Source organism: Altericroceibacterium indicum (assembly GCF_009828105.1).
GTDB classification, from domain to species: domain Bacteria; phylum Pseudomonadota; class Alphaproteobacteria; order Sphingomonadales; family Sphingomonadaceae; genus Altericroceibacterium; species Altericroceibacterium indicum.
Genome location: NZ_WTYQ01000002.1, coordinates 235,929 through 260,828, shown reverse-complemented (window position 1 = coordinate 260,828; position 24,900 = coordinate 235,929). Strand labels below are relative to the sequence as shown.

At 56.2% G+C, this 24,900-nt stretch carries 18 protein-coding genes and 1 tRNA gene; 13 read left to right on the top strand and 6 right to left on the bottom strand.

The window, feature by feature from the left end; all coding sequences use genetic code 11:
• The first annotated feature begins 1 nt into the window (after position 1).
• Complete coding sequence (locus tag GRI39_RS06125; RefSeq protein ID WP_246204932.1) at positions 2–712, top strand: arylesterase; 711 nt, start codon at positions 2–4, stop codon at positions 710–712.
• A gap of 19 nt (positions 713–731) precedes the next feature.
• Here the strand turns inward: GRI39_RS06125 and recF are convergent, their stop codons facing one another.
• Positions 732–1,820 carry a DNA replication/repair protein RecF gene (recF, locus tag GRI39_RS06120; protein WP_160739226.1) on the bottom strand — a complete coding sequence of 363 codons (1,089 nt, stop codon included), beginning with the start codon at positions 1,818–1,820 and terminating at the stop codon, positions 732–734.
• 221 nt (positions 1,821–2,041) lie between these two features.
• Here recF and GRI39_RS14705 point away from each other — a divergent pair, with 221 nt between their 5' ends.
• Complete coding sequence (locus tag GRI39_RS14705) at positions 2,042–2,173, top strand: hypothetical protein (RefSeq protein WP_281351827.1); 132 nt, start codon at positions 2,042–2,044, stop codon at positions 2,171–2,173.
• The gene (locus tag GRI39_RS06115; protein WP_160738829.1) at positions 2,173–2,361 is read left to right on the top strand and encodes a PspC domain-containing protein; all 189 of its coding nucleotides are present in this window, start codon (positions 2,173–2,175) and stop codon (positions 2,359–2,361) included. Before GRI39_RS14705 ends, GRI39_RS06115 begins: the two co-directional genes overlap by 1 nt.
• A gap of 12 nt (positions 2,362–2,373) precedes the next feature.
• Here the strand turns inward: GRI39_RS06115 and GRI39_RS06110 are convergent, their stop codons facing one another.
• The gene (locus GRI39_RS06110; RefSeq protein WP_160738828.1) at positions 2,374–3,111 is read right to left on the bottom strand and encodes a queuosine precursor transporter; all 738 of its coding nucleotides are present in this window, start codon (positions 3,109–3,111) and stop codon (positions 2,374–2,376) included.
• 57 nt (positions 3,112–3,168) lie between these two features.
• On the opposite strand from GRI39_RS06110, the gene GRI39_RS06105 reads away from it, so the two are divergent.
• The 6 genes from GRI39_RS06105 (at position 3,169) to GRI39_RS06080 (ending at position 12,633) form a co-directional block, all read left to right on the top strand.
• Positions 3,169–3,245, top strand: a tRNA-Arg gene (locus GRI39_RS06105).
• Between the two features lie 271 nt (positions 3,246–3,516).
• Complete coding sequence (locus tag GRI39_RS06100; RefSeq protein ID WP_211371474.1) at positions 3,517–5,706, top strand: TonB-dependent receptor; 2,190 nt, start codon at positions 3,517–3,519, stop codon at positions 5,704–5,706.
• A gap of 120 nt (positions 5,707–5,826) precedes the next feature.
• A complete protein-coding gene (locus GRI39_RS06095) occupies positions 5,827–6,426 on the top strand; it encodes a TetR/AcrR family transcriptional regulator (protein WP_160738826.1) in 600 nt (199 codons plus the stop codon).
• Between the two features lie 306 nt (positions 6,427–6,732).
• Positions 6,733–7,995, top strand: coding sequence for an efflux RND transporter periplasmic adaptor subunit (locus GRI39_RS06090; RefSeq protein WP_160738825.1), 1,263 nt, complete (start codon positions 6,733–6,735; stop codon positions 7,993–7,995).
• A gap of 26 nt (positions 7,996–8,021) precedes the next feature.
• Positions 8,022–11,204 (top strand): efflux RND transporter permease subunit, encoded by a 3,183-nt coding sequence (locus GRI39_RS06085; RefSeq protein ID WP_160738824.1) that lies wholly within the window; start codon positions 8,022–8,024, stop codon positions 11,202–11,204.
• A 13-nt stretch (positions 11,205–11,217) separates the two neighbouring features.
• Complete coding sequence (locus GRI39_RS06080) at positions 11,218–12,633, top strand: efflux transporter outer membrane subunit (protein WP_160738823.1); 1,416 nt, start codon at positions 11,218–11,220, stop codon at positions 12,631–12,633.
• A 55-nt stretch (positions 12,634–12,688) separates the two neighbouring features.
• Here the strand turns inward: GRI39_RS06080 and ggt are convergent, their stop codons facing one another.
• From ggt to GRI39_RS06060, 4 genes are all read right to left on the bottom strand, one after another.
• Positions 12,689–14,488: a gamma-glutamyltransferase gene (gene ggt, locus GRI39_RS06075; protein ID WP_343033301.1), complete on the bottom strand. Its 1,800-nt coding sequence runs from the start codon at positions 14,486–14,488 to the stop codon at positions 12,689–12,691.
• Positions 14,489–14,795: 307 nt separating this feature from the next.
• Positions 14,796–16,580, bottom strand: a complete 1,785-nt coding sequence (locus GRI39_RS06070) for a DEAD/DEAH box helicase (RefSeq protein WP_160738822.1) — start codon at positions 16,578–16,580, stop codon at positions 14,796–14,798.
• A gap of 164 nt (positions 16,581–16,744) precedes the next feature.
• Positions 16,745–18,361: an inorganic phosphate transporter gene (locus tag GRI39_RS06065; protein WP_211371473.1), complete on the bottom strand. Its 1,617-nt coding sequence runs from the start codon at positions 18,359–18,361 to the stop codon at positions 16,745–16,747.
• Between the two features lie 194 nt (positions 18,362–18,555).
• The gene (locus GRI39_RS06060) at positions 18,556–19,245 is read right to left on the bottom strand and encodes a TetR/AcrR family transcriptional regulator (RefSeq protein WP_160738821.1); all 690 of its coding nucleotides are present in this window, start codon (positions 19,243–19,245) and stop codon (positions 18,556–18,558) included.
• A gap of 134 nt (positions 19,246–19,379) precedes the next feature.
• Here GRI39_RS06060 and GRI39_RS06055 point away from each other — a divergent pair, with 134 nt between their 5' ends.
• From GRI39_RS06055 to GRI39_RS06040, 4 genes are read left to right on the top strand one after another with little or no spacing between them, the layout of a single operon-like run.
• On the top strand, positions 19,380–20,369 hold the full coding sequence (locus GRI39_RS06055) for an MBL fold metallo-hydrolase (protein ID WP_343033300.1): 990 nt from the start codon (positions 19,380–19,382) through the stop codon (positions 20,367–20,369).
• 47 nt (positions 20,370–20,416) lie between these two features.
• Complete coding sequence (locus GRI39_RS06050) at positions 20,417–22,024, top strand: alginate export family protein (protein ID WP_160738820.1); 1,608 nt, start codon at positions 20,417–20,419, stop codon at positions 22,022–22,024.
• Between the two features lie 57 nt (positions 22,025–22,081).
• Positions 22,082–23,392, top strand: a complete 1,311-nt coding sequence (locus tag GRI39_RS06045; protein ID WP_160738819.1) for an MFS transporter — start codon at positions 22,082–22,084, stop codon at positions 23,390–23,392.
• Positions 23,393–23,425: 33 nt separating this feature from the next.
• The gene (locus GRI39_RS06040) at positions 23,426–24,742 is read left to right on the top strand and encodes an MFS transporter (RefSeq protein ID WP_160738818.1); all 1,317 of its coding nucleotides are present in this window, start codon (positions 23,426–23,428) and stop codon (positions 24,740–24,742) included.
• Positions 24,743–24,900 lie beyond the last annotated feature (158 nt).

The following is a 24,900-nucleotide window of genomic DNA, read 5'->3' as shown; positions in this document are numbered from 1 at the left end:
CATGCGTTTTCGCACAAGTTCAACTCTTTTAACCTGTCTTCTCGTAGTGGCGCTGAGTGCCTGCGGAAGCGGCAATGATGCGGCGCCCACGCCGAAGCCGACAAATGTTGCGGATGAATCAACTGATCCGCATCCCGTAATGGGCGAATCGCGCGTGATTCTCGCCTTCGGAGACAGCCTGTTTGCAGGCTATGGCCTTGATAAGGGGGAGAGCTATCCGGCAAAGCTGGAAACTGCGCTGCGCAGCCATGGCATCAATGCCAGAATCATTAATGCCGGCGTTTCGGGTGACACCACTGCGGCAGGGCTGCAGCGAATCAAATTCGTGCTGGATAGCCAGCCGGACAAGCCGGAATTGGCCATAGTGGAACTGGGCGGGAATGACCTTTTACGCGGCCTCTCACCAGCCGAAGCGCGGCAGAACCTCAGCGGAATCCTCGAAGAATTGCAGAGGCGGAAAATTCCAATCCTGTTGATGGGAATGCGAGCGCCGCCCAATCTAGGGGCAAAATATCAGCGCGAATTTGATGGGATTTATCCCTATCTGGCCGAAAAATATGACGCCAAGCTGGTACCTTTCTTCCTTGAGGCCGTGGCAGATAGACCTGACCTCATTCAGAAGGATCACGTTCACCCCACTGCGCGCGGTGTGGAGGAACTCGTGTCTGCAACATCGAATGCAGTTGCCAAGGCGCTGCCTGCGAAGAAGTGAGGGTTAAGAGATGGAGCGCTTAGCTGAGGCGCTCCAATTCACCCGCCGACACACGCCATATGGCCGCTTCCCCGTCAATTTCGGAAAAGGGCGCAAGCTCTGTCCCGGTCAGCCAGATTTGCCCGCTGCCCTGCCTAAGTCTTTCAAACAGCGCGGCACGGCGCACCGGGTCGAGATGGGCGGCTACTTCATCAAGCAGCAACAGGCTAGGGCGCCCATCTGAGGACAATTCGGCATGGGCGAGGGTGATGGCGAGCAACATGGCCTTCTGTTCGCCGGTGGAGGAATGGGCGGCAGGGACGCCCTTTCCAGCCATTGTCACCTCCAGCTCATCGCGATGCGGTCCGATGAGCGTGCGTTGTGCAGCGCGGTCACGGCGGCGGTTGCGGGCAAGTTCCGTTGCCAGCATTTGTTGGTCCGAAGGGCCTCCGGGCACATAATGCAATGTAGGTCGGGCGAATGGCTGGTCTGGCAAGCGATCCAGAACAGCGGAAATCAGCGCTATCAACCGTTCCCGACCCTGGGCGAGGGCGGCACCAGCTTCTGAAAGCTGCATCTCCACAGCATCAAGCCATGGCGCCTCAGGCTCGCGATCATCGGACAGCAGGCGATTGCGTTCGCGCAAGGCTGCTTCATAGCGGTTGGCGAAGCGAGCGTGCCCCGGATCAATACCTAGCGCCATCCGGTCCATATAGCGCCTGCGTGCGCCGGCGCTGTCGGTGAACAAGCCATCCATAGCCGGCGTCAGCCAACCGATAGAGAGCCATTCCCCCAGACTGATCGCACTGGTGTCTGCACCATTGACCTGAACAATGCGGCGGCTGGGGCGGACCGGTTCGGTTCCAGTGCCAAGGATGACAGCTTCCCCGCCATCGCCGGGATTGAGCGCGGCGCTGATGGAAAAACCGCCATTGCCATTCATTCCCGCCATGTCTGGCAGGCGTGCTCGGCGCAATCCGCGTCCCGGTGCGAAAAGTGACAGGGCTTCGAGCAGATTGGTTTTGCCCGCGCCATTCGCGCCGATCAGCAAGTTGAAATGCGCGCTTCCATCGAGACGGCTCTCCCGATGATTTCGGAATGTTGAAAGGGTGATCCGGTCCAGCGCCATGCCGTTTCGGCCTAGAGAAGGAAATTTGTCCAAGCCATGAAAATCTTCAATACCGAAAATTGGTGAAAATTCCCATTGTTCAGCATTGAGCAATTTTTGCAGAGCGGCATGATTTCAAAAAATGGCGGATTTCTAGGAAAAATCAAAACTGGCACGGCTTGTGCAAAGGTGTTTGCATCGCGGCACTGTCGCCGCAACGAACCAAAATAGGGGAATATCACATGAACGCTTTCAACCTTTTCGCCCATCGTGCTCTTGCTGCTCTCGGCGCTGCTGCCATCACTGGTATGCTGCTGGTCGCAAGCTTCTCAACTGCGCCTCAGGGTCAGCTTCTTGCCGGGATTATTGCATAATGAGCCAGGAACCCGTCAAACTTCATCTGAACAAAGCTTCCGGCAAGTTTTTGGGCGTATGCGCCGGGCTTGCCGATTATTTCAAAATCGATCCGATGATCGTCCGGCTGATCTTTGTTGCCGGCACCTTGGTCGGTTTTGGCAGCTTTATCCTGATCTACCTGCTGATTGCCTTCCTTGTCGATTGAGCAGACCCGGCGTCAGTCACTGCGAGCGAAGGGGGAGAAATTCGTATTGTTATCGAAAGTCTCCACCCCTTCTCGCCGCTTCAGAAAACCAATCACTATATAGGTCACCGGTGTCAGCAGGATTTCCCAACTCGTTTTTATAACCCATTGGGAAATAACCACTTCCATCAATTGTTCCGGTGGCCAGCCTGCAAGGCCATAGAATGCCAATGGATAGAAGATGATGCTGTCCAGCGCCTGTCCGACGATGGTTGATCCAATGGTGCGGCTCCACAAGGCCTTGCCTTTGGTCAGCACTTTCATTCGGGCCAGAACATAGGAATTGGCGAATTCGCCTGCCCAGAATGCGGCGATCGATGCCATCACGATTCGCCAACTGTTGCCGAATACAAATTCGTAGGATTCCTGTCCCGGCCAGCCATCGGCAGGAGGCAGTTTGACGACGACATAGGCCATGAAGGCCATAAAAATCAGTGCCGCAAAACCGGTCCAGATCACCCGCCTTGCGCGAGCATAGCCATAGACTTCGGTCAGCACGTCACCAATGATATAACCGATGGGAAAGAACAAGACGCCCGCACCGAAGGACCATTGCGACCCATCGGGCAGGGGGATGTAAGATGGTTTGGATGCGCCGATGATGTTGGAGAGCAACAAAATCGTGACAAAAGCCGCCATCACGTAATCGAAATAGCGAAAGCGCGGTTCTGTAGTGTGACGATGCGGTTGCAAATTGCGATCCCTGCCCATGTGAGATGATTAACCCGATTTGCGTCTTGCGCAAAGCACGCTATGGAGCCTCCCGATGCGCCCGTAGCTCAGCTGGATAGAGCACGAGACTTCTAATCTTGAGGCCACAGGTTCGAATCCTGTCGGGCGCGCCATTTCCTAACATCTTTGTAAGTGTGGGCGGCAAGGCGATAATGGTTGGCCGGGGCTTCGGTGTTACGGAGTGCAATCGGGCTTACTCCGTATTTGCAGACTGGCCGCACTCTATAACTGGTTGATACAGATAAGAAACATTCCCTTACTATCCCTCAACTGATGCAGTTTTACATCACTTGGGGGTTTTCTGGTTAAACAATTGACAACGGTGTCACGCGCTTTATAGCGCAAAAAATCAAGGTCGCATTTAAGTGATTACAGGGGATGAGGATGACTAAGGCAAGGCTTCTTGCATGTACGTTTATTGTATCTACGGCAGTTTCCACGCCAGCTTGGGCGCAGGACACCGAAAATAGCGGTGCAATAAATTCCAATGAAATCGTGGTTACCGCACAGCGCCGTGAGCAGACTGTTCAGGACGTGCCGCTGGCTGTGACCGCAGTTGGTGGTGAGCAGCTCGAACAGCAGGGCGTGCGCAACATTGATAATCTTGGCCAGACAGCGCCAAGCCTTTCGATCACAACAGGTGGCGGCGGGACGCAGGTTTTCATGCGCGGTATCGGCAGCACCAATACCAATGCAGAAGGCGATGGCGCAGTGGCTGTTCACCTCGATGGCATTTACCTTGCCCGTGCAAATGCATTGGACGCACAGTTCTATGACATTTCGCGCGTCGAAGTGGTGCGTGGCCCACAGGGCACATTGTATGGCCGTAATGCAACAGCAGGTGCGATCAATATCATCACCAATGCACCTAAGTTCCAATATGAAGGCGCCGCCTCGATTGAGTATGGCAATTACGATACGCTGATCACCAGCGGCATGGTCAATGCGCCGATCACTGATACGCTGGCTATTCGTGGCGCGTTTCAGTCGGCCCGTCATGATGGCTATCTCAAAGTGGTTGATGGCGTTGACAGCCGCCCAGGCAATGATCGTGATGATCAGGATAATATGTCTGGCCGTTTGCAGCTTTTGTTCAAGCCGAGCGACAAGTTCAAAGCAACTTTGCGCGGTGATATCACGCATCAGGGCGGAGCTGGTCCATCGACCGTTCCTTATCCGCTCCTGTCCAAGAATCCTTACGACATTTACGCGAATCTGAATATTTCGCGTGACAACACCATTTTCGGCGGCAGTCTGGAAATGGAATATGATTTCGGCTTCGCTACGCTGACCTATCTTGGCGGTTATCGCGAATTGCAGCTGAAGAGCTATACTGAAAATCTTCAGCCTGACAATCATCGCCGGGGTTCGGTGGACAATAACCAGAAGAGCTGGTCGAATGAATTGCGCCTCAGCGGCGGCAGCGACAAGCTGGAATGGGTTGCCGGGGCGTTTTTGTTTAATGAAAAGAGCACAACCGATTTCCGCCTTCGGCTGGCGACCGGATTGGATCTGACCTTCATTCAAAATCCGATCAAGGCGGACAGTATGGCGTTCTTCGGCCAGGCGACATATTCGCTCACCGATACGTTCCGTCTCACCGGCGGCCTGCGCTATACAGAAGACAATAAATCCCGCAATGGCGGCACGTATCTGACGACGCCTGAGGGGGATATTGTCACCCAGGTTGCGGTCAACCTTGCCGATGCAAGCTGGCATTCAACCGACTGGAAGGCTGGTGTCGAATTTGATGCGGGGCCCGATTCCATGCTCTATGCGCAGGTTGCAACGGCGTATAAAGCGGGCGGATATTTTGATGGCCTGCCGCCAAATACCTATGATCCAGAAGAGATCATTTCCTATGAAGTGGGCACCAAGAACCAGTTCCTTGATCGCCGGCTTCAGCTGAATCTTTCGGCTTTCTACAGCGATTATTCCAATTTGCAGGTGTCTGCGGTTGAAACGATTGCCGGGGAGGCGGCGCTTGTCACCCGCAATGCCGGTAAGGCATCGATCTATGGTGTAGAACTGGAAACAGCATTCGATATCACACCGTCAGACCGGGTGGACTTCAACGGTTCATGGCTGCACGCACGCTATGACAAATTCGTGCTCCCAATGGGCGATCCCTTCGTCAATAATGATGCCAACGCTGATCTGGTGCGTTGCTATGAAGCTGATTACAGTCAGGCAGCACCGCGTGCTGGTGACTTCTCGGGCTGCCGTCTTGCCCGGACGCCGGAATGGTCGTTCACCGCAGGTTATTCGCATAATTTTGAACTGGCGAATGGCGGCTCTATCGTTGCGCGGGCGCAGACACATTTCGAAAGCGCGAAAGAACTGGAGTTTCATGGCTTTGAAACCAACCATCAAGGCTCTTTCACCAAGACCGACCTGTCTGTGATCTATGTCAGCCCGGATGACTGGACGCTCCAGGCCTATGTCAGAAATCTGGAAAACAAGGCAGTGCGGACCAATGCGAATTCCAACGCACAGACGGGCAATGCGCTGATCGGAGATTCCAGTTACGCTCCGCCACGTTTGTATGGCGTTCGTTTCTCAGCCAACTTCTGATGATCGGGAAGGTGCGCGAGGTTGCCCCTCGTGCACCTTCCTTACCTTGCGACCCTTGGACTCGGGGACTGATTCAGGAATACTGGACTTCAACGTTTCACGGCTTATATACTGACCGATATGGAAAAGCTCGTAACCAGAGGCCGTCCGCGCGAGTTTGATTGCCATGACGCTTTAAGCGCTGCGCTGAGCGTGTTCTGGCGCAAGGGTTATGAAGGCGCTTCGCTGACGGATTTGACCGCTGCAATGGGCATTACCCGGCCAAGCCTTTATGCAGCGTTTGGCAATAAGGAATCGCTCTTCAAACAGGCGCTTGATCTTTATGAGAAAGAGAAGCTTGCCTATGTCGATTGTGCGCTTCAGGCCAAAACGGGACGGAGTGTAGCAGAAAAGCTGCTGACCGGCAGTCTGGAGATCTCATCGCAAGCTGATGCCCCGCGTGGCTGTATGCGCGTGATGAGCGCGGTTTCTTGTTCAGGGCACTCCTCCATCAAGGATCACATCGCTGAGCGAGGGCTGGTTCCGAAGGGGAAGCTTGTCGCTCGATTCCAGAAAGCGATTGATGATGGAGACTTCACCCAGCCGGTTCAGGCAGAGGGGGTAACCAACTATCTGCTGGCAGTTTTGCAGGGGATGTCTGTTCAGGCGAGTGGCGGTGCATCCATCGAGGAACTGCAAAAAATTGTCGATTACACATTGCAAATGTGGCCCGGACGATAGGCTAGCTATGCTGCACTGCGATTAAAATATCGACTGGTATAGAATTAAAGCTTGACCTGAACCTCAAATTACATACTTATCGGTACAGAACGGCTTTGGGTAGCTGGAAGCTCGTCACGAGTTCTGGTTGTCTAAGGTGAACGTAGAATCTTGAACCCTTTCTTCTGACCAGCTCGATCCGCAGGATCGGGCGCGCTGAACAATGTCTGCTGATTATTTTTGTCCGGTTGCCTCGCATCCCGGAGCGGAAAAACGCACGCCATTGAACAGCGGTCAGAGGATGGGGCAGCAGCTTAGGACTGTCCGATGAATGAGATGACAACCATTGACGCCGCTCAGGAAGATTGGGCGGACAATGACCGGGCAAAGCGGCGCTTGCCCAGAAAGCGAGTGCTGTGGCTGCTCCTGATTATTGCAGTTTTGGCACTGGCATGGTGGATTTTGCGGGGCAGTAGTGCCCCGGCGGCCCCACCACCGATGCCTGTTGTAACAGTGGCCACGCCCTTGCAGCGCGAAGTGACTGAATGGGACGATTATATTGGCCGGTTTGAACCCAGCAAAAGCGTGGAATTGCGCCCGCGTGTTTCGGGCGAAATCACGGCCGTTCTTTTTCAGGATGGCGCTTTCGTGCGCAAAGGACAGCCGCTTTTTCGCATTGATCCACGGCCTTACACGGCAGCTCTTGCCGAAGCACAGGCAGGGGTTGCGACGGCCAAGAGTGATCTTGCATTGGCACGTAGTGACCTTGCTCGGGCGAACCGGCTGGTCGACTCTGACGCGGTTGCGCAGAATGAGGTGGATTCGCTAAAGGCGCGCGTTCGTGCGGCGGAAGCGGCGTTGACAGCGGCTAATGCGCGGGTCCGTTCGCGCAGGCTCGACGTGGAATTTACCACCATTCGCGCGCCGATGAGTGGCCGTGTTTCTGACCGCCGGGTTGATCCAGGAAATCAGGTTGCAGCAGGCAATGGCTCTGCCGCGACTTTGCTTACCACGATCAATGCGTTTGATCCGATTTACTTCAGTTTCGATGGTTCAGAAGGCGTGTTTCTTAAAGCCAAGCGCTCCGGTGCTGATCGCGGGACGCAGGTCGATATCAAGCTGCAGGATGAAAATTCCTATCGCTGGCATGGGAAGCTGGACTTTACGGACAACGGCCTTGATGCACGTTCCGGCACGATCCGCGCCCGAGCATTGGTTCGCAACCCTGATAATTTCCTGACGCCGGGCATGTTCGGCAATATGCGCCTCGCCAGCGGAGGCAAGGTCAATGCGATGCTGGTGCCTGATACGGCGGTGCAGACCGACCAGACCCGCAAATTGCTGTTGGTGGTCGATAAGGAAGGCACGGTGTCAGCCAAGCCTGTCACACTCGGCCCGGTCGTCAACGGCCTGCGGATTATTCGCAGCGGTTTGAAGGCTGATGACCGCGTGGTGATCGAAGGCACGCAAATGGCCATGCCCGGTTCCAAGGTCAAAGCGCGGCGTGACAGGATCACTATGCCTCAGCCAGCCAAAACCCCCGCATCTGTCTCCGACATTCCCGCCGGCGAAGCGACCATTACCCGCTAATTCTCGCCGCATACGGAGTATCCAATATGCGTTTATCGCGCTTTTTCATTGATCGTCCGATCTTCGCGGCGGTGATTGCTGTGGTCATCACCCTCGTGGGGGCGATCTCCTATTTCTTCCTCCCCGTGTCCCAATATCCCGAAATCGTGCCCCCTACGGTTACGGTAACGGCAAACTACCCCGGCGCTTCGGCGGAAACCGTGGCCGATACGGTCGCCAATCCGATCGAACAGCAAATCAATGGTGTGGAGGGGATGCTTTATGTCTCCTCGGAATCCACTGGCGATGGACGCGTCACTATCACCGTAACCTTCAAGCAAGGGACGGATCTCGATAAGGCGCAGGTGCTGGTTCAAAACCGCGTGGCGATTGCTACGCCGCGTCTACCCGAAGAAGTGCAGCGGCTTGGCATTGTGACGCAGAAAAGTTCCCCCACTTTCCTGCTGATCGTCAATCTGATCTCACCAGATCATTCGTTGGATCGGGAATATATCTCCAATTATGCGCAGACGCGGATCAAGGATCAGCTTGCGCGGCTTGATGGTGTGGCTGATGTGCAGATGTTCGGTTCACGCGATCTCGCCATGCGTGTGTGGATTGATCCCGGCCGGGCAGCATCGCTTGACCTGACAGCAGGGGACATTGTGTCGGCTCTGCGGGCACAGAATGTGCAGGTTGCTGCCGGGACTCTGGGCCAGCCGCCGTCCGAACAAGGTGCTTTCCAGCTTAATGTCGAAACACAGGGCCGTTTCACCGATCCTGAGCAATTTGCCAATGTAGTGATCCGCACGGATGCCGATGGGCGCCAGGTTCGGGTGCGTGATGTCGCGCGGGTGGAAATTGGCGCTGACGATTATGGTACATCCGCCTATCTGGGTTCTGAAAATTCGGTGATCATGCCGATCTTCCAGCGCCCCGGCACCAATGCCCTTTCTTCGGCTGACAATGTGAAAGCCGCGATGGAGCAGATGTCCAAGGACTTCCCCAAGGGCCTGGAATATCGGATTGTTTATAATCCCACAGAATTCATTGAGAAATCTGTCGATGCTGTGATTCACACTCTGTTTGAAGCGGTTGTTCTGGTGGTGCTGGTCATCATCATCTTCCTGCAAAAATGGCGTGCTGCATTGATCCCGGTTCTGGCCATTCCTGTTTCTCTGGTGGGCAGTTTCGCCGTGTTGGCCATGCTGGGATATTCGCTCAACAACCTGTCTCTTTTCGGACTGGTGTTAGCCATCGGCATTGTGGTCGATGACGCGATTGTTGTGGTCGAAAATGTCGAACGCAATCTGGAAGCCGGGCTGAGTCCGTTGGAGGCTGCGCGCACATCCATGGATGAAGTGGGCACAGCGCTGATTGCGATTGTTCTTGTGTTGTGTGCGGTGTTCGTGCCGACGCTGTTCATGGGCGGATTGTCCGGCGCATTTTATCAGCAATTCGCGATCACGATTTCAGCGGCAACAGTGATTTCGCTGATCCTGTCTCTCACTCTGTCCCCGGCCTTCGCCGCATTGTTGCTGCGTCCGCACAAACATGCCCCGGAAGGCGCTTATTGGCACCAGAAAGTGGAACAGGCGGGCGATTGGTTCAATCGCGGGTTTGAACGGTTCAGTGCGTCTTATGCGAAACTCACGGCAAAGCTCTTGGCCATGCCGCGCAAAGTCATGGCTGCCTATACTGGCCTTATCGCGCTGACCATTGCAGCTTTGTGGTTCACGCCAACGGGCTTCATTCCGGCGCAGGATCAGGGGTATTTCCTGACTGTGATCCAGCTTCCACCCGGCTCATCCACCGCGCGTACCGATGCGGTGATGAAGAAGGTGGCAGACCGGGTTCTTCCCATTGCCGGGGTTAGCAATGCCGTGATGCTATCCGGTTTTGACGGGCCATCGGAAACCCGTTCAGCCAGTTCGGCGGCGGCTTATTGGGTGCTTGATGATTTTGAAGATCGGGCTGCCAAGGGCCAGACGCTCGACAAGCTCATGGCCGAAGCTCAGGCGGCAACAGCGGATATCACGGGCGCACGCCTGATGGTGGTCAAGCCGCCGGTTATTCGTGGGATTGGTTCAGCAGGCGGTTTCCGCATGATGCTCGAAGACCACAATGGTCAGGGTTATGCCGAAATGCAGAAGGTGGCTTATGATGTCATCGCCAAGGCCAATCAGGCTGAAGGGTTGGCCGGTGTCTACACGTTCTTTGACACCAGCACGCCGCGCGTCTTTGCTGATATCGACCGGGAAAAGGCAGAAATGCTCGGTGTTCCGGCATCCCGCGTGTTCGAAGCCTTGCAAGTCTATTTGGGTTCGGCCTTCATCAACGATTTCAACCTGCTGGGGCGGACCTATCGGGTGACGGCGCAAGCCGATGCACCATACCGCAACAATCCGGCTGACATCGCCAATCTGCAAACCCGGTCTGACAATGGTGCCATGGTGCCATTGGGCTCGGTGGCAACTTTGGAAAACAGGACCGGCCCATATCGCGTGACCCGCTACAATCTGGCTCCGGCCGTGGCGATCGACGGTGATACAGCGCCGGGCTATTCGACCGGGCAGTCACTCAAGACGATGGAACAGGTAGCGGCAGAAACATTGCCTGCTGGCTATTCCAGTGAATGGACCGGCATTGCCTATCAACAGAAGTTTGCCGGGAACACGGCGGGTCTGGTGTTCGGCCTTGCGGTGCTACTGGTCTTCCTCGTGCTGGCCGCGCAATATGAAAGTCTGGTGATGCCAATGGCCATCATTCTGATTGTGCCGATGTGTCTGCTGGCAGCGATGATCGGGGTGAATCTGATGGGGATGGACAATAATGTCCTGACGCAGATTGGTCTGATCGTGCTGATCGCTCTGGCGGCAAAGAATGCGATCTTGATTGTGGAATTTGCCCGCCAGGGAGAAGAACAGCACGGCCTTTCACCGGTCGAAGCGGCGATTGAAGCGGCACAAACGCGGCTGCGGCCCATCCTGATGACCAGCTTTGCCTTCATCCTTGGGTCTGTCCCGCTGGTGATTGCAACGGGTGCCGGGTCTGAATTGCGTCAGGCGCTGGGGACAGCCGTGTGCTTCGGTATGCTCGGTGTGACCGGTTTCGGCCTCATCTTCACGCCCACTTTCTATGTCGTCTGCCGTGCATTGGCAGACCGGGTTGCCGGCTGGCGCTCTCGCGGTGGCGAGAACAGCTCTGCCGCAGTGCAGCCCGCAGAATAAGGCTTTTTCAGAGATGAAAAGACAAATCCTCCTCTCAACCCTTTCCGCGCTCGCTCTTTCGGGGTGCGCGGTGGGGCCGGAATTTGCTCCCCCAGTTCCCCCTGTGGCGAGTTCTGGCCCCTTCATTTCAGGTCAGGATCAGGCGTTCGCGCCTGATCCGCTGCCTGCTAACTGGTGGCGGCTCTACAATGATCCGGTGCTGGATTCGCTGGTGCGCGATGCGCTGGCAGCCAATACGGATGTTCGTGTTGCTACAGCGCGGATTGAACGCGCTCGCGCATCCTTGCGTGGTGCCAAAGGTGATCGCCTGCCTCAGACATCCATTGATGCAGGCGGCAATTATCGCCGCTTGCCGGAAAACCAGGCGCTGCCCGGAATGGATCGGGAAGGCTGGAATGTGAATGCCGGGTTGAACGTTTCTTATGAGGCGGATCTGTTCGGTCGGGTGTCGCGCAATGTTGAAGCGGGGCGGGCTGATCTCGCGGCGGCTCAAGCCGATGCCGATGCGGTAAAGGTGATGGTGGTTGCGGAAACGACGCGCGCCTATGCCGATGCTGCATCGAGTGCGGCCCGGTTGAAAGTGGCGGATCAGATCGTGTCCTTGCTTGATCACTCCCTGAGCCTGACCCGGCAGCGCCATGATGCGGGAATGGAAAGCGGCCTTGCTGTGGCACGGATTGCCACTTTGCGTCAGCAACGTGCGGCAGAAATTCCGCAAATTGCAGCGCAAAGGCAGGCTGCCTTATTCCGCCTTGCCACTTTGACGGGGAGGGCGCCTGCTGACCTGCCGCCGATTGCGGGTGAACGCAGTGTGAGCCTCGAAATTACGCAGGCGATTCCGGTGGGTGATGGCGCAGCATTGCTCGCCCGCCGCCCGGATATTCGCGCGGCAGAGCAGCGCCTGGCCGCAGACACGGCACGTATTGGTGTGGCCACAGCCGACCTTTATCCCAAGATAAGCTTTGGCGGGTCGGTAGGCTCTACGGGGCCAGATATTGGGGACATCTTTTCAGGCGGACCGTTCAACTGGTTGATAGGCCCTCTGCTCAGCTGGACCTTCCCCAATACGGAAGCGATCCGGGCACGAATTGATGCTGCGAATGCCGATGCTCATGCTTCGCTCGCCAATTTTGATGGTACGGTACTGGTGGCATTGCAGGAAACGGAAACGGCGCTCAACGCCTATAGCCAATCCTTGCGTCGTCGTGCTGCACTACAGGAGGCGCAGAAGGAAGCGCAAAGGGCCACGCGCATCACTCGTGCCCAGCAGAAGGAAGGCACGATCAATTCGCTCGACCTTCTGGAATCGGAACGGACTCTGGCGGAGACGACCGCGCAGCTTGCCGATCAGGATGCGCAGGTTTCCGATGCACAGATCGATCTGTTCCGCGCGCTTGGTGGCGGCTGGGAAGAGTCTTCCAGCGAGTGACTGGCAAAATGTAGGGGGCCGCTTTCATTGCGAAGAGCGGCCCCCGGAGACCTTGTTAATAGCCTTCCGCCAGCCCGGCAGGACGGCGGACATCATTGGCACCTTGAATCATGCTGGTGCCGCTTTCGAATAAAATCGCTTCATCCGCGCCCCATGCTGGTGCTTCGCGGAAAGAGTGGCCCATGGCTTCAAGTTGGGCCTTCACTTCTGGCGTCAGATAGCCGGGCTGAACCATGGTCTGATCCGGCATCCATTGGTTATGGATGCGAGGTGCATCAACAGCCTGTTTCATGTTCATGCCATAATCGATGACATTCATGATGCTGGCGACAGTGGTGGAAATGATCGTCGATCCGCCGGGGCTGCCGGTCACCATGAACAATTTACCATCCTTCAGCACGATGGTCGGTGACATCGAACTCAAAGGCCGCTTGCCCGGCGCTATCGCATTGGCTGCGCCCTGAATAAGGCCAAAGCCATTGGGAACACCGGGCTTGGAGGTGAAATCATCCATCTCATTATTGAGGAAGAAGCCAGTGTCTCCGGCAATCTTGCCCGAGCCGAACAGATAGTTGATCGTATAAGTAGTGCTGACCGCATTGCCCTTGGCGTCAGCGATGGAATAATGCGTGGTATTGGTGCCTTCCTGTGCGGAGACACCGCCTTTCACTTCGCTGGAAGGTGTGGCGCGGTCAGGGCGGATTTTGGCCCGGATAGCCTGCGCGTGCTTGTCTGAGATCAGAGTGGAGACCGGGTTATCGATAAAGGCCGGATCGCCAAGATCGCTGTTGCGATCAGCAAAAGCGAAGCGTTCGGCCTCGATAAAGTGATGCGTGGCATTCACTGATCCAAAACCCCATTGGCTCATCGGATAGGCTTCCACCACTTTCAGAATTTCGCAAATGGTGGTGCCGCCAGAGCTGGGGGGTGGGGCGGAGATGATGGTATAGCCGCGATAGGTACAGCGCACGGGCTTATCCCATTGCGCGGTATATTCGGCAAAATCCTGCATCGTGAACAGGCCGCCATTCGCCTCGCTCGCGGCGACGATCTTCCTCGCGATAGAGCCTTTATAAAAAGCGTCAGACCCGTTCTTGGCGATCAGCTTCAATGTTGTGGCCAGTTCTGGCTGCACGAGTCTGTCGCCGGCAACATAGGGTTTGCCATGGTTGAGAAATGTCGCCGCGACATTGGGTTCCGAGGCAAAATCCTTGGCTCTGCGGTCAAGAATATTCACATCGCCCTGCTGAAGTACGAAACCTTCTTCCGCCAGCTTGATGGCCGGAGCGATGACCTGCTTGAGCGACATGGTGCCATATTTAGCCAGCGCTTCATTGAGACCCATCACCGTGCCCGGCGTGCCGGAACCAAGATAAGTTCCGGTGCTGAGGCCGCGCACCACATTGCCATTTTCGTCCTGAAACATGGTGGCTGTAGCTTTGAGCGGCGCACGTTCGCGGAAGTCGAGAAACACGTCCTGTCCATCGGCGAGGTGAATGGTCATGAAACCACCGCCGCCAATATTGCCGCAGCATGGGTGGACCACTGCCAGAGCATAGCCCACCGCAACCGCTGCATCGACCGCATTGCCGCCATCCTTCAGAATCGACACGCCGACATTGGTGGCCAGATGTTGCGCGGAAACCACCATCGCATGGCGCGCGCGCACTGGTTGTGCATCTTTCCATGCCCCTGCTTCCATTCCGCCATCACTCGTATCAAGTGCACTGGAGGAAATGGTTGAGTCTTGCTGTTGTTGCGGTTCAACTCCAGAAGCGGGCGGTGTTTGAGAAACGGACGTGCAGGCCGCAAGAGCAAGGCTGAGCGTCAACAATCCGATGGTGTAATGGCCCACAGGCCTCTCTTTGAAACCAATCATGAAGGTATGGATGACGGTTTCATTGCCTCGGCGCAAGCGTCGAAGCGTATCCTATTGGCAACAGGGTGAAGGCGGTATCGCTATCAAATAGCACCCGAACGAAAGAGGATTGGCATTTTCACCTATCCGGTTTATCGTGCCGCTGGCTTTAATCGCCAAGACATGCATGTGTTGGCCAGTTTATTGGTTTACACGCACGGGCTGTTTGAAGTTTTTGGGAGAGAGAGGCGGCGTACCACTGGTCCGCCGCCCATTCTTTTTAGGCAATCAGAAAATCGCAGAATTACGGACGCTTGCGGGCCTGAGGACGCCTGTCTGAACGTTTGAAATCGTTCTTTTTATAAGGCTTCTTATGGCCGGAATTGCGATCACCATAACCGCCGCTTGGCTTGCCGCCGGCATTGGAATGACGGCGGCCACCCGGGCCACCGGAGCGGCGATTTTCGCGTGCTTCAGCGCGTGGGCCTTCGGTTGATGGTTCGAAGATCACATCACCACCATCTTCGCTGCCGCCAGCGGTGGCGATAATCGCACTGGCTACCTTGTCGGCAATCTTGCGGGGAACCTGAAAGAAGGTTTCCTGCTGGCCAATGCGGATCGCGCCCACTTCAGAGCGGGTAATATCGGAGCGGCGGCAGATCAGCGGCAGAACCCAACGCGGATCTGCATTCTGGCGGCGGCCAATGTTCATGCGGAACCACACGGTGTCTTCGAAACCGGGGCGATGCATTTCCTTGGAAGCTGCCCGTGCTTCGTTGAGATTGGTCGAAACTTCTGCCGGGCGCGGCATCTTGGCACGATGCGCGCTGACCAGAGCCATGGCAATGTCTTCCGGGCTGCGTTCTTCAAGCAGACGCTTGGCCAGAGCGCGGTCATTTTCATCCGCTTCGACTGGCTTCAGCAATGTTTCGAGTAGGCGGTTGTGATCCTGCTTAGCGATGGCATCAGGGGTGGGGGCGGAAATCCAGTCGGTGTCAATCTTGGCACCGCGCAGCATGGATTCGACCCGGCGACGGCGTGAAAATGGCACGACCAGAACCGCCGTGCCCTTGCGGCCTGCGCGTCCTGTACGGCCCGAACGGTGCTGCAAAGTTTCGGCATCGCGGGGAATTTCCACATGCACCACGAGAGTGAGGGTGGGCAGATCGATACCGCGAGCGGCCACGTCAGTCGCTACACAAACACGAGCGCGGCCATCGCGCAAAGCCTGAAGGGCCTGGTTGCGCTCTGATTGCGAATGTTCGCCCGAAAGGGCCACAACATCAAAGCCACGTTCCTGCAAAGTGCCGTGAAGACGGCGCACATTGTCGCGTGTGGCACAGAACAAAATAGCGGTTTCCGCTTCGTGGAAACGCAGCAGATTCACCACGGCATTTTCGACTTCATTCGGCGCCACGGTCACAGCCTGATAGGCAATGTCGCTATGCGCGCTTCTTTCGCTGATCGTCTGGATGCGCAGGGCATCCTTCTGATAGCGGCGTGCAAGGCCTACAATCGGCTTTGGCATAGTGGCCGAGAACAGCAGCGTGCGGCGTTCTGGCGGGGCAGCCTTCAGAATTTCTTCAAGGTCATCACGGAAGCCCATGTCGAGCATTTCATCGGCTTCATCGAGAACGATGGCGCGAAGTTCCGACAGGTCGAGCGCGCCGCGTTCGAGATGGTCACGCAGGCGGCCTGGTGTGCCGACGACGATCTGCGCACCACGGCGCAGATTGCGGCGTTCGCGTGATGCGTCCATGCCGCCAACGCAAGTGGCGATGTCAGCGCCGGCATTGCCATAGAGCCATTCCAGCTCGCGGCTGACCTGAAGGGCCAGTTCGCGGGTTGGTGCAATGGCCAGAGCCAATGGCTTGTTTGCCCGTTCAATCTTGCCATTTTCCTGCAGCAGCTCGCTTGCAATGGCGAGGCCGAAGGCGACGGTCTTGCCCGAACCGGTCTGGGCAGAAACGATAAGGTCGCGTCCGGCGGCCTCTGGTTGCAGCACAGCTGCTTGCACTTCTGTAGGTTCTGAATAACCGCGTGCATGGAGTGCATCGCCGAGAATCGGCGGTATGTTTGGAAATGTCATGGTGTCTCGCTGTCCGCTTGGTCGCGCCGCAAAGGGCCGCGCAGGACCTCAGTCGGAGTTACAAAGACGCGCCCCTAGGGCAATTACGGAAAAAAAGATAGTGCTTTTTCGGCCCAGCCGTGCCTCAGTTGCGTTTTGTGCACCAAAGGGATGAGCCGAAAAGCTCAGAAGGCTGCGTTCAGAACCACAAAAGACAGCGCTGCAAGCAGGCCTGCGGCGGGTAGGGTGATCACCCATGCCATGGCAATAGGCTTCATCAAGCCCCAATTGGTTTGCCGGTTCACAAGGCCAATCCCCAGCACTGCGCCAATCAGGATGTGTGTGCTGGAAACCGGCAGGCCAAAGGTCGATGCCATCATCACCACGGCGGCAGCAGACAGTTCTGCCGCAAAGCCTGATGCGGGGTGCATGGTGGTGAGGTTGTGGCCCACGGTTTGAATCACCTCTTTGCCGATGAACCACAGGCCAGCGATCAGCGCGACGCCAAAAGTGACCATGGCAGCGGTTGGCACGGCGGATTCCGAACCAATCTGGCCACTGCGCAAAACTTCAAGGATGGCGGCGAAAGGGCCGATGGCATTGGCGATATCATTCGCGCCATGGCTGAAGGCAAAGCCTGATGCGGTGAAAACCTGCATCCAGCTAAACATCAGAAAGGTGGAACGATCGAGCGAATTGCCCTTCAGCGTCTTGGCAAAGATAAAAGTCGCCATCCACACGATAGCGGCAACCATCCCCATGATGAGATAATTGTCGAGTGTGGTCAGGCCCAGATGCATATGCTTCAGGCCCTTGAACAGCAGCATGGAGGATATGATCCCGGCACCTGCTGCGGCTATCAAGGGGACCCAGTTTTGCAGCGCATAATGAGCAGAAATCGTTTCGCGCTTTTGCTGAATCTCGTGGAGTTTGCGGTAATATTCCGATTCCAGCTCTTCGGGCGAGAAGTCTTCTTCCCCTAAGACCATCTGCGCATCGCGGACCATCATATTGGTGTAGGAAATCTTCTGAATTTCGCTCAACCGTTCGAAGGAGCTTTTGTGCTCTTCATTAAGACGCTTGCGCTCCCCACGCAGGGATTGCAGCTTTTCTTTCGCGCGTTCGTTATAATGCAGGATGTGGCGCTTGATCAGATAATAAAGCCCATAGGACACAATCCCGCCCAGCACTGGAGACAGAACCCAGGATATCACAATTGTGCCGATCTTGTTCCATTGCACCAGAGCAAGGGCAGAATTGCCGCTGCTCAGCATATAGCCCAGCGTGAGCGAGGCACCGACGATGCCACCGATGATGGAATGGGTGGTCGACACCGGCCAGCCACGCCGGCTGGCAAAGAGCAGCCACAAGGCCGCAGCGAGGAGCGCTGACATCATGATATAGACGAACTGCATCGGTTCGACATTCACGATGCTGAGATTGACTATGCCACTGCGGATTGTGTCGGTGACTTCACCACCTGCGATCACCGCGCCGCTGACTTCAAAGATCGCCGCAATACCCAGTGCCTGCTTGATGGAGAGCGTTCCGGCACCAACGCTGGTGCCAAAGGAATTGGCCACATCATTGCCACCGATGTTGAAGGCCATGAACACGCCAAACAGCGTTGCCAGAACGAATATCAGGATTTGATTATGGTTGGTGTAATCAAGGCCCCAGAACAGGAACCAGCTCGTCATACCAATGAGCAGGGCGGCAAAGCCGATGTTGGTCCATGAAGTGTGCCATGGAGCATTGCCAATAGCTTGCGCTTCAACACTGATACTATCGCCGTTCGCCACAGATTTTTCCCTTGGTATGGTCGAGTCCTGGCCGTGTCCTTATTCGTCAAGTGCAACAGATTGATGTCAATCCTGTCGTAAATGCCAATCTTGCCTCAAGATGACGCAAAAGAGCGCATTTCTGCCGGTTTCTCTGCCCTCTTGTTGCAATCGTGACGAGTGTGTGACGGAGAAATGGCAGCGCCATGGCTGTTTTATGGTCTGTGTGTCTCTGCTGCTGCGGCTTGTGGAACTGGAAGGCAGCCGATCATGGCGACCATCGCCTGTTCGAGCAATTTGGGAAATTCAGGGCTGGAGAAATCGAACGGGCCGGGGCGGTTCATTACGGTGTTGTTCAGCACGCCATACATGATCTGAAAGGCAAAGCGGACGTTGTTCTCATTGATAGCCGCAGGGTCAATGCGCGGTTCCTGACGCAACCGTTCAAGATAGCGGCTGGCCAGCGCATTGCTATTGCGGCGGAATGGGTCCCAGGCATCACTGCATTCCAGACTGACGCGAAAGGCGGCGCGGAAGAACGGTTCATGCATCTGAAAGCGGTCGATCTGCAGCTTGATCATCCGCGGCAGAATCTCGTCAAATGGTGTCTCGTTTACCAATCTTTCCAGCAGCGGCCCTGATTGGGAGGCAGAGGCGGCCATAACTGCGCGGAACAGCGTGTTCTTATCCGGAAAGCGGGCATAGAATGCGCCGGTTGAACAGCCCGTGGCCTGACACAAATCCAGCACGCTGATCTGTTCAAACGGAATTCGTCGGGCAATTTCCAGCGATGTGCCGATCAGCCTGTCGCGCATCGCGCGGCTGCGCTCCTGCAGAGTAGGGCTGACGCCGGCTGCTGCCAGATCATCTTCCCAATGTTCCGATTGTCCCCAAACTTCATCCATCGGCGATCTGTGCGGCAGGGGATAAAGGCAATCAACCGGAAAAACAAAAAAGAATGAGAGTATCATTCTTCTTGACCTCTGTTGTCTGAGTGATTTATCCAACTGCAAAACAACAATGAGAGGAGAGATGCTTCGTGAGTCAGCACGCATTTTCAGGTGGTTCATTGCACCGTCGGCAATTGATGAAACTGGGTTTGGCTGCCGGTGCAGCAGGCCTTATTCCTACAGCTTTGAAGGCAAGCAGCCCGGGCGCTTCTGCATCGCATAAGGGTGCAAAGCTGGTTCTTCTGGGGACCAAGGGCGGGCCGCGCGTTGGCGGTTCACGTTCTAACCCGGCCAATGCGCTGGTGGTGGATGATGCAGTCTATGTCATCGACATGGGGATGGGCGTTACCGCGCAATTCGTGAAAGCAGGCTTGGATTACAAGCAGATCCGTGGGTTGTTTATCTCTCACCTCCATTCCGATCATGAGCTGGAGTTTGGCAATCTGGTCTATAATGACTGGGTAACGAATTCGCTCACCAAGCCCCTCAATGCTTATGGCCCGGTCGGCATTGAAGAGATGATCAAGAATTACTGGGCGCTCAACAAGGACGACATTAACACCCGCATCGCCGATGAAGGTCGGGTGGACCCGCGTGATTTGCTGATCGGTCATGACATGCCGTTCACAAAGCATGTAGTGATGCAAGACGATCATGTCCGGGTGAGCGCATTGCCAACGCCGCATAAGCCTTTGCAAAACTTCGCTTATCGGTTCGACACGCCCTATGGCAGTGTCGTTTATTCAGGCGATACCAGCTTCTACCCGCCGCTGGCTGAATTTGCCAAAGGTGCCGATGTTCTGGTGCATGAAGTGCTGTATGTCCCCGGTGTCGATGCGCTGACCAAGCGTGTCAATGGCGGCGAGGATTTCCGCAACCACATCATCAATGCGCACACCACTACCGAACAGGTCGGCCAGATTGCCGCCATGGCGGGCGTCAAGAAGCTGGTGCTGAGCCATTTCGTGCCCGGCGATATGAGCTGGATCACGGACGACATGTGGCGTGAAGGTGTCGCGAAACACTATAAGGGTGAGATCGTTGTGGGTCGTGATTTGCAGGAAATACCGCTGTCCTGACAGCGCCTTTCTTGCCGCCCACTTCATTTCTCTACCAGGATTTAGCTATGACACGAACTCTCCGCAGATGGGGGGGCGCAGGGTGCTGCATCCTTGCCGCCTCCATCGCCCTTCCAGCCATGGCGCAGGATGCGCCCATTGCTGCACAAAGTGCACAAACGGATTCACAAGCGCCGCAAACCGCGGATGAGAGTTCGAATAGTATCCAGGCCCGTGGTGTCAAAGCTGAAGCCACCGCGCCTGCACCAAAGCCAGCGCCACGCAATGCAGGCTTGCCGCCGGGGCCTTATCCTGTTGCGGCGCAAGGGTGGGGGCCAAAAACCGGGCCGAATTTTTACATGATCCGCCCCACTGAGGATTGGAGCTATCTGGCCAATCCTGCGGCCAAGGATGTTCCGCTGCGGGGTTTGAAATATATCCCTTTAGGGCTGGGCGATGACAGCTATGTCACGTTGAATGGCTATGAACGGGCGCGATTCAACTTCTCTTCCCGCCCGAATATGAGCGATCCTGAAAATCGCTATGAGTTCCAGTCCCGCACCATGCTTGGGGCAGACTTTCATTTTAACAAGAACCTGCGCGTTTACAGTGAACTGACCAGCGCGCATATTTTTGGCAAGAATGAAACCCCGCATGTCCCGGTGCAGGAAAACGACCTGTATCTCCAGCAGCTTTTTGCAGAACTGCGTTTCCCGGTGGGTGAAGGCAAGGCCGGGCTGATGATCGGGCGGCAGACCTTCTTTGATGGCCCGCGCCTTATCATTTCCCCACGAGACAACCCCAATGTGGAACGCAGTCTCAACGGTGTGCGCTTGTGGACCCAGTGGGACAAATTCCGCGTCACGGCGTTCGCCTTGAAAGACACGAATGAAAGCAAGGGTTTCCTTGGCGATGCCGTGAATGAAGGTGAAACGATTGCCGGTTTCAATTCCAGCTTTGTACTGACCCAGGGCGAGATTGCCGGCCAGAAGAGCCAGATCTTCCTCGATCCCTTCTTTATTCATTACACCGACGATAGCCGCAAGCAGGGCGGTGTGAGCGGTGAAGATCGGCGCGAGAATTACGGCGCAAGGCTGTGGGGCAATATCGGCCGGATGAATTTCGACTGGACAGTTATCAAGCAGGATGGCGAATTTAATGGCCGCAAGGTTGATGCCTATGCCGTCAGCGGTGCGCAGAGCATTGCGCTTGGGGCAGGGCGCAAAGCCCCGCGCATTGGCTTTCATGCCGAACTGGCATCGGGTGGCGGCTCCTATAGTGATACTGGCACTATCGAAGCCTTCAATCCGATCTATATAGCCAATATCATTTATACCGACACCAATACCATCACAGGCGTAAACCTGATGGGTATTGCACCAACTATTTCCTTTCCGATCACGGATAAGCTAGCCTTCAATGGTGAAGCAGCAGTTTATTGGCGGATGGATGAGGATGATGCGATTTATCGTACCAATCTTGCCCCTTATGCGGGCACGCAATTGGTTGACGGGAAACACGTTCTCAACATCTATCGCGGTCGCCTGCGCTGGACACTCAACCCGAACGTCTCGCTGGTGCAGGAAATCAATTATAACACTGCGGGCAAAGTGCTCGAACGGGCAGGCTATGGAGATGAAATCTATACGTCCACTGCTCTCCATCTGCGGTTTTAACGCGGCCCAATGGCAGGGGGGATATTTCCGCATAGTCCATTCGCTGGATCGCCAGCCATGGCAGGCTATATTCTCCCGCCGATGAACGGCGCTCCACTCACATCATGGATTGGGCAGCTCAAATCGCTTCCTCTGCCATGGGCGGTGATGGCGGTATGTACCATGGCGCAATTTTCCTGCGGTCTGATCCTGCAATCAGCAAGTTTTGCTGGCCCATATATCGCGCAGGAATGGGCAGTAGATGATACGATGATGGGGATCGTATTTTCTTCCGTTCTGGCTGGCCTGATGGCCGGATATATTCTGCTGGCCCCCAAAGCTGACCGGATTGGCCACCGCCGGATGATTGCATGGAGCCTTTCCGCCGCATCGCTGGCAACGCTTGCCGCCAGCCTGATGCCCGATGCCTTGAGCTTTACATTGCTGCGTTTCTTGTCCGGCCTTGCGTTGGGAGCATGTATTCCCAGCACCATCGCGCTGGCAGCGCAGCGCAGTGGGGCTGACATCAGAGGCTATGTGGTGCTGGCGATTTATTGCGGTTTTTCGCTGGGTTTTGCTGCGGTAGGCTTTGCCGCGGGCGGTCTGGTGGAAGAGCAAGGTTGGCGGTTTTTGCTCCAATGCGCCGGGCTTTGCGCTTTGCTGACGGTTTTGCTGGTGACGCTGGTCAGGCCCGATCAGCGGCACGCCTTCTCTTCGGCCCATCACCCCGTTCACATTGGCTCTCGTGTGGCGGCCCTTCTGCAGCCTGGAATCAGCAATGGGACGTTGCTTCTATGGACAGCCTTCACCCTGAATCTAGCGCTCTTCTATGGCCTGCAAAGCTGGATGCCGACGGTGCTGCTCGACAAGGGCTGGACTATCGAAGTGATTGCTCAGGCTGCCGGGTTGTTTGCCCTTGGCACTACTCTGGCGGCGCTTGTTGCTGGGGTGGCGATGGCATGGTTCGGCAGGTTTCGGGGGCTGGCGATCCTGTGCTCAGGCGCGGTGCTTCCGGTTGCGGCCATTGGCATGATTGCACCACGCGAAAACCTCTTGCTTTACATCGCCAGTGTCGTGGCCGGGATTGGCGTTGGTGGAGGGCAGAAAGGCATGACCGCCGCTGCGGCAACCTTTTATGGCCACACCAATCGGGCAAGTGGGCTGGGCTGGGCAATGGGGGTGGGGCGCATCGGTGCCATCGCCGGGCCGCTGCTCATCGGAGTGTTGCATGAGAATGGCAGCTCGCCATCACTGATTTTTGTGGCACTGGCACTGCTTTTGCCGCTGACAGCCGTGACGATGCTGTCATTATCGCATCAATTTGGAGACCATTCCGGAAGTGTGGATAAGCCACTGCCGGAGAAAATTCGGGACGTAACGGGCCGCTGAAGCCTCGTGAATAAGTTGGAGAGAGAAAAGAGAATGTACAACGATCCCAGAGAGATACTCAATCACGAGCCAATGCGATGGCTTCAGATTGTCGCGGTTACGCTTTGCGTTTTGCTGAATGCGCTGGATGGGTTTGACGTCCTGGCGATCAGCTTCGCATCGCCCGGCATCGCCGCCGAGTGGGGCATTGACCGCGCGGCACTTGGCCTTGTTCTGTCGATGGAACTGATCGGCATGGCCTTTGGCTCCATTCTGCTCGGCACTGTGGCAGACCGGATCGGCCGCCGCCCGACCATCCTGGCCTGTCTTGTTGTGATGGCTGGCGGAATGGCATTGGTGCCGCTCTCCAACTCGGTCACCACACTCTCGATCATTCGCCTTGGTACCGGCCTTGGGATCGGCGGGATGCTCGCTTGCACCAACGCCATGGTGGCAGAACTTTCCAACCGTAAAAATCAGGCGCTGGCCGTCATTCTCATGGCCGCCGGTTACCCGCTGGGGGCCATCGTGGGTGGTTCGATCGCTTCGGGCCTCCTTGAAACAGGCGGCTGGCGCGATGTGTTTGTCTTCGGTGCGATTGTCACTGCGGTCTTCATTCCACTGGTGCTGATTTTCCTGCCGGAATCGATCAGCTTTGAACTTAACCGTCAGGCGCCCAATTCGCTGGAACGGATCAACCGCACATTGAAGCGCATGGGCCACTCGGTTGTGGACGCTCTGCCGGTTCTGGAAAAAGACAAAACCTCCGGAATCTCGCTTGCCAAGCTGTTTGCTCCGGGCCTTCGTGCGACCACATTGCTGCTGACGGTGGCCTATTTCTGCCATATCATGACCTTCTACTTCATTCTGAAATGGGTGCCGAAGATTGTCGTGGATATGGGGTATGAACCCTCCACCGCTGGCGGTGTGCTGGTGTGGGCCAATGTTGGCGGCCTTGGTGGTTCGCTGGTGCTGAGCCTCCTCACCCGCAAGATCAGCGTGCGCTGGTTGGTGATCGGTGCGCTGCTTCTGTCCACCGCCATGGTTACGCTGTTCGGTCAGGGGCAGTCTGACATTCAGGGCCTTTCAACCATCGCCGCGATTGCCGGTTTCTGCACCAATGCCGGTGTGGTCGGTCTTTATGCACTGGTGGCACAGGCCTTCCCAACCGCCCTGCGTGGTGGCGGAACAGGCTTCGTCATCGGCATCGGTCGTGGTGGCGCAGCCCTTGGGCCAATCGTTGCCGGCGTCATGTTCGCCACCGGTGCTTCGCTGGGTCTGGTGGCTTTCCTGATGGGCCTCGGCTCCATCATCGCAGCCTTTGCATTGCTCTGGCTCAAGCCCCCGCGCGAAACGCAGGCAGCCGCCTGATAGAAAGCACCTTCGGGTAAAAGAACCCCGGTTCCGAACTGTCGGAGCCGGGGTTTTCTTTGGGTTAGGCTGAGCGCAGGGAGGGGCACTCGACGCGGCTGAATACTCATCACTGTTTCCTTTACGGGAAAGCTCATCCGGCACAGGACTACTCAATC

Bases quoted from the DNA above. Each gene is read 5' to 3' on its own strand.
- GRI39_RS06125 (WP_246204932.1), top strand. From the start codon at position 2: ATGCGTTTTCGCACAAGTTCAACTCTTTTAACCTGTCTTCTCGTAGTG.
- recF (WP_160739226.1), bottom strand. From the start codon at position 1,820: ATGGCGCTGGACCGGATCACCCTTTCAACATTCCGAAATCATCGGGAG.
- GRI39_RS14705 (WP_281351827.1), top strand. From the start codon at position 2,042: ATGAACGCTTTCAACCTTTTCGCCCATCGTGCTCTTGCTGCTCTCGGC.
- GRI39_RS06115 (WP_160738829.1), top strand. From the start codon at position 2,173: ATGAGCCAGGAACCCGTCAAACTTCATCTGAACAAAGCTTCCGGCAAG.
- GRI39_RS06110 (WP_160738828.1), bottom strand. From the start codon at position 3,111: ATGGGCAGGGATCGCAATTTGCAACCGCATCGTCACACTACAGAACCG.
- GRI39_RS06100 (WP_211371474.1), top strand. From the start codon at position 3,517: ATGACTAAGGCAAGGCTTCTTGCATGTACGTTTATTGTATCTACGGCA.
- GRI39_RS06095 (WP_160738826.1), top strand. From the start codon at position 5,827: ATGGAAAAGCTCGTAACCAGAGGCCGTCCGCGCGAGTTTGATTGCCAT.
- GRI39_RS06090 (WP_160738825.1), top strand. From the start codon at position 6,733: ATGAATGAGATGACAACCATTGACGCCGCTCAGGAAGATTGGGCGGAC.
- GRI39_RS06085 (WP_160738824.1), top strand. From the start codon at position 8,022: ATGCGTTTATCGCGCTTTTTCATTGATCGTCCGATCTTCGCGGCGGTG.
- GRI39_RS06080 (WP_160738823.1), top strand. From the start codon at position 11,218: ATGAAAAGACAAATCCTCCTCTCAACCCTTTCCGCGCTCGCTCTTTCG.
- GRI39_RS06070 (WP_160738822.1), bottom strand. From the start codon at position 16,580: ATGACATTTCCAAACATACCGCCGATTCTCGGCGATGCACTCCATGCA.
- GRI39_RS06060 (WP_160738821.1), bottom strand. From the start codon at position 19,245: ATGGATGAAGTTTGGGGACAATCGGAACATTGGGAAGATGATCTGGCA.
- GRI39_RS06050 (WP_160738820.1), top strand. From the start codon at position 20,417: ATGACACGAACTCTCCGCAGATGGGGGGGCGCAGGGTGCTGCATCCTT.
- GRI39_RS06045 (WP_160738819.1), top strand. From the start codon at position 22,082: ATGGCAGGCTATATTCTCCCGCCGATGAACGGCGCTCCACTCACATCA.
- GRI39_RS06040 (WP_160738818.1), top strand. From the start codon at position 23,426: ATGTACAACGATCCCAGAGAGATACTCAATCACGAGCCAATGCGATGG.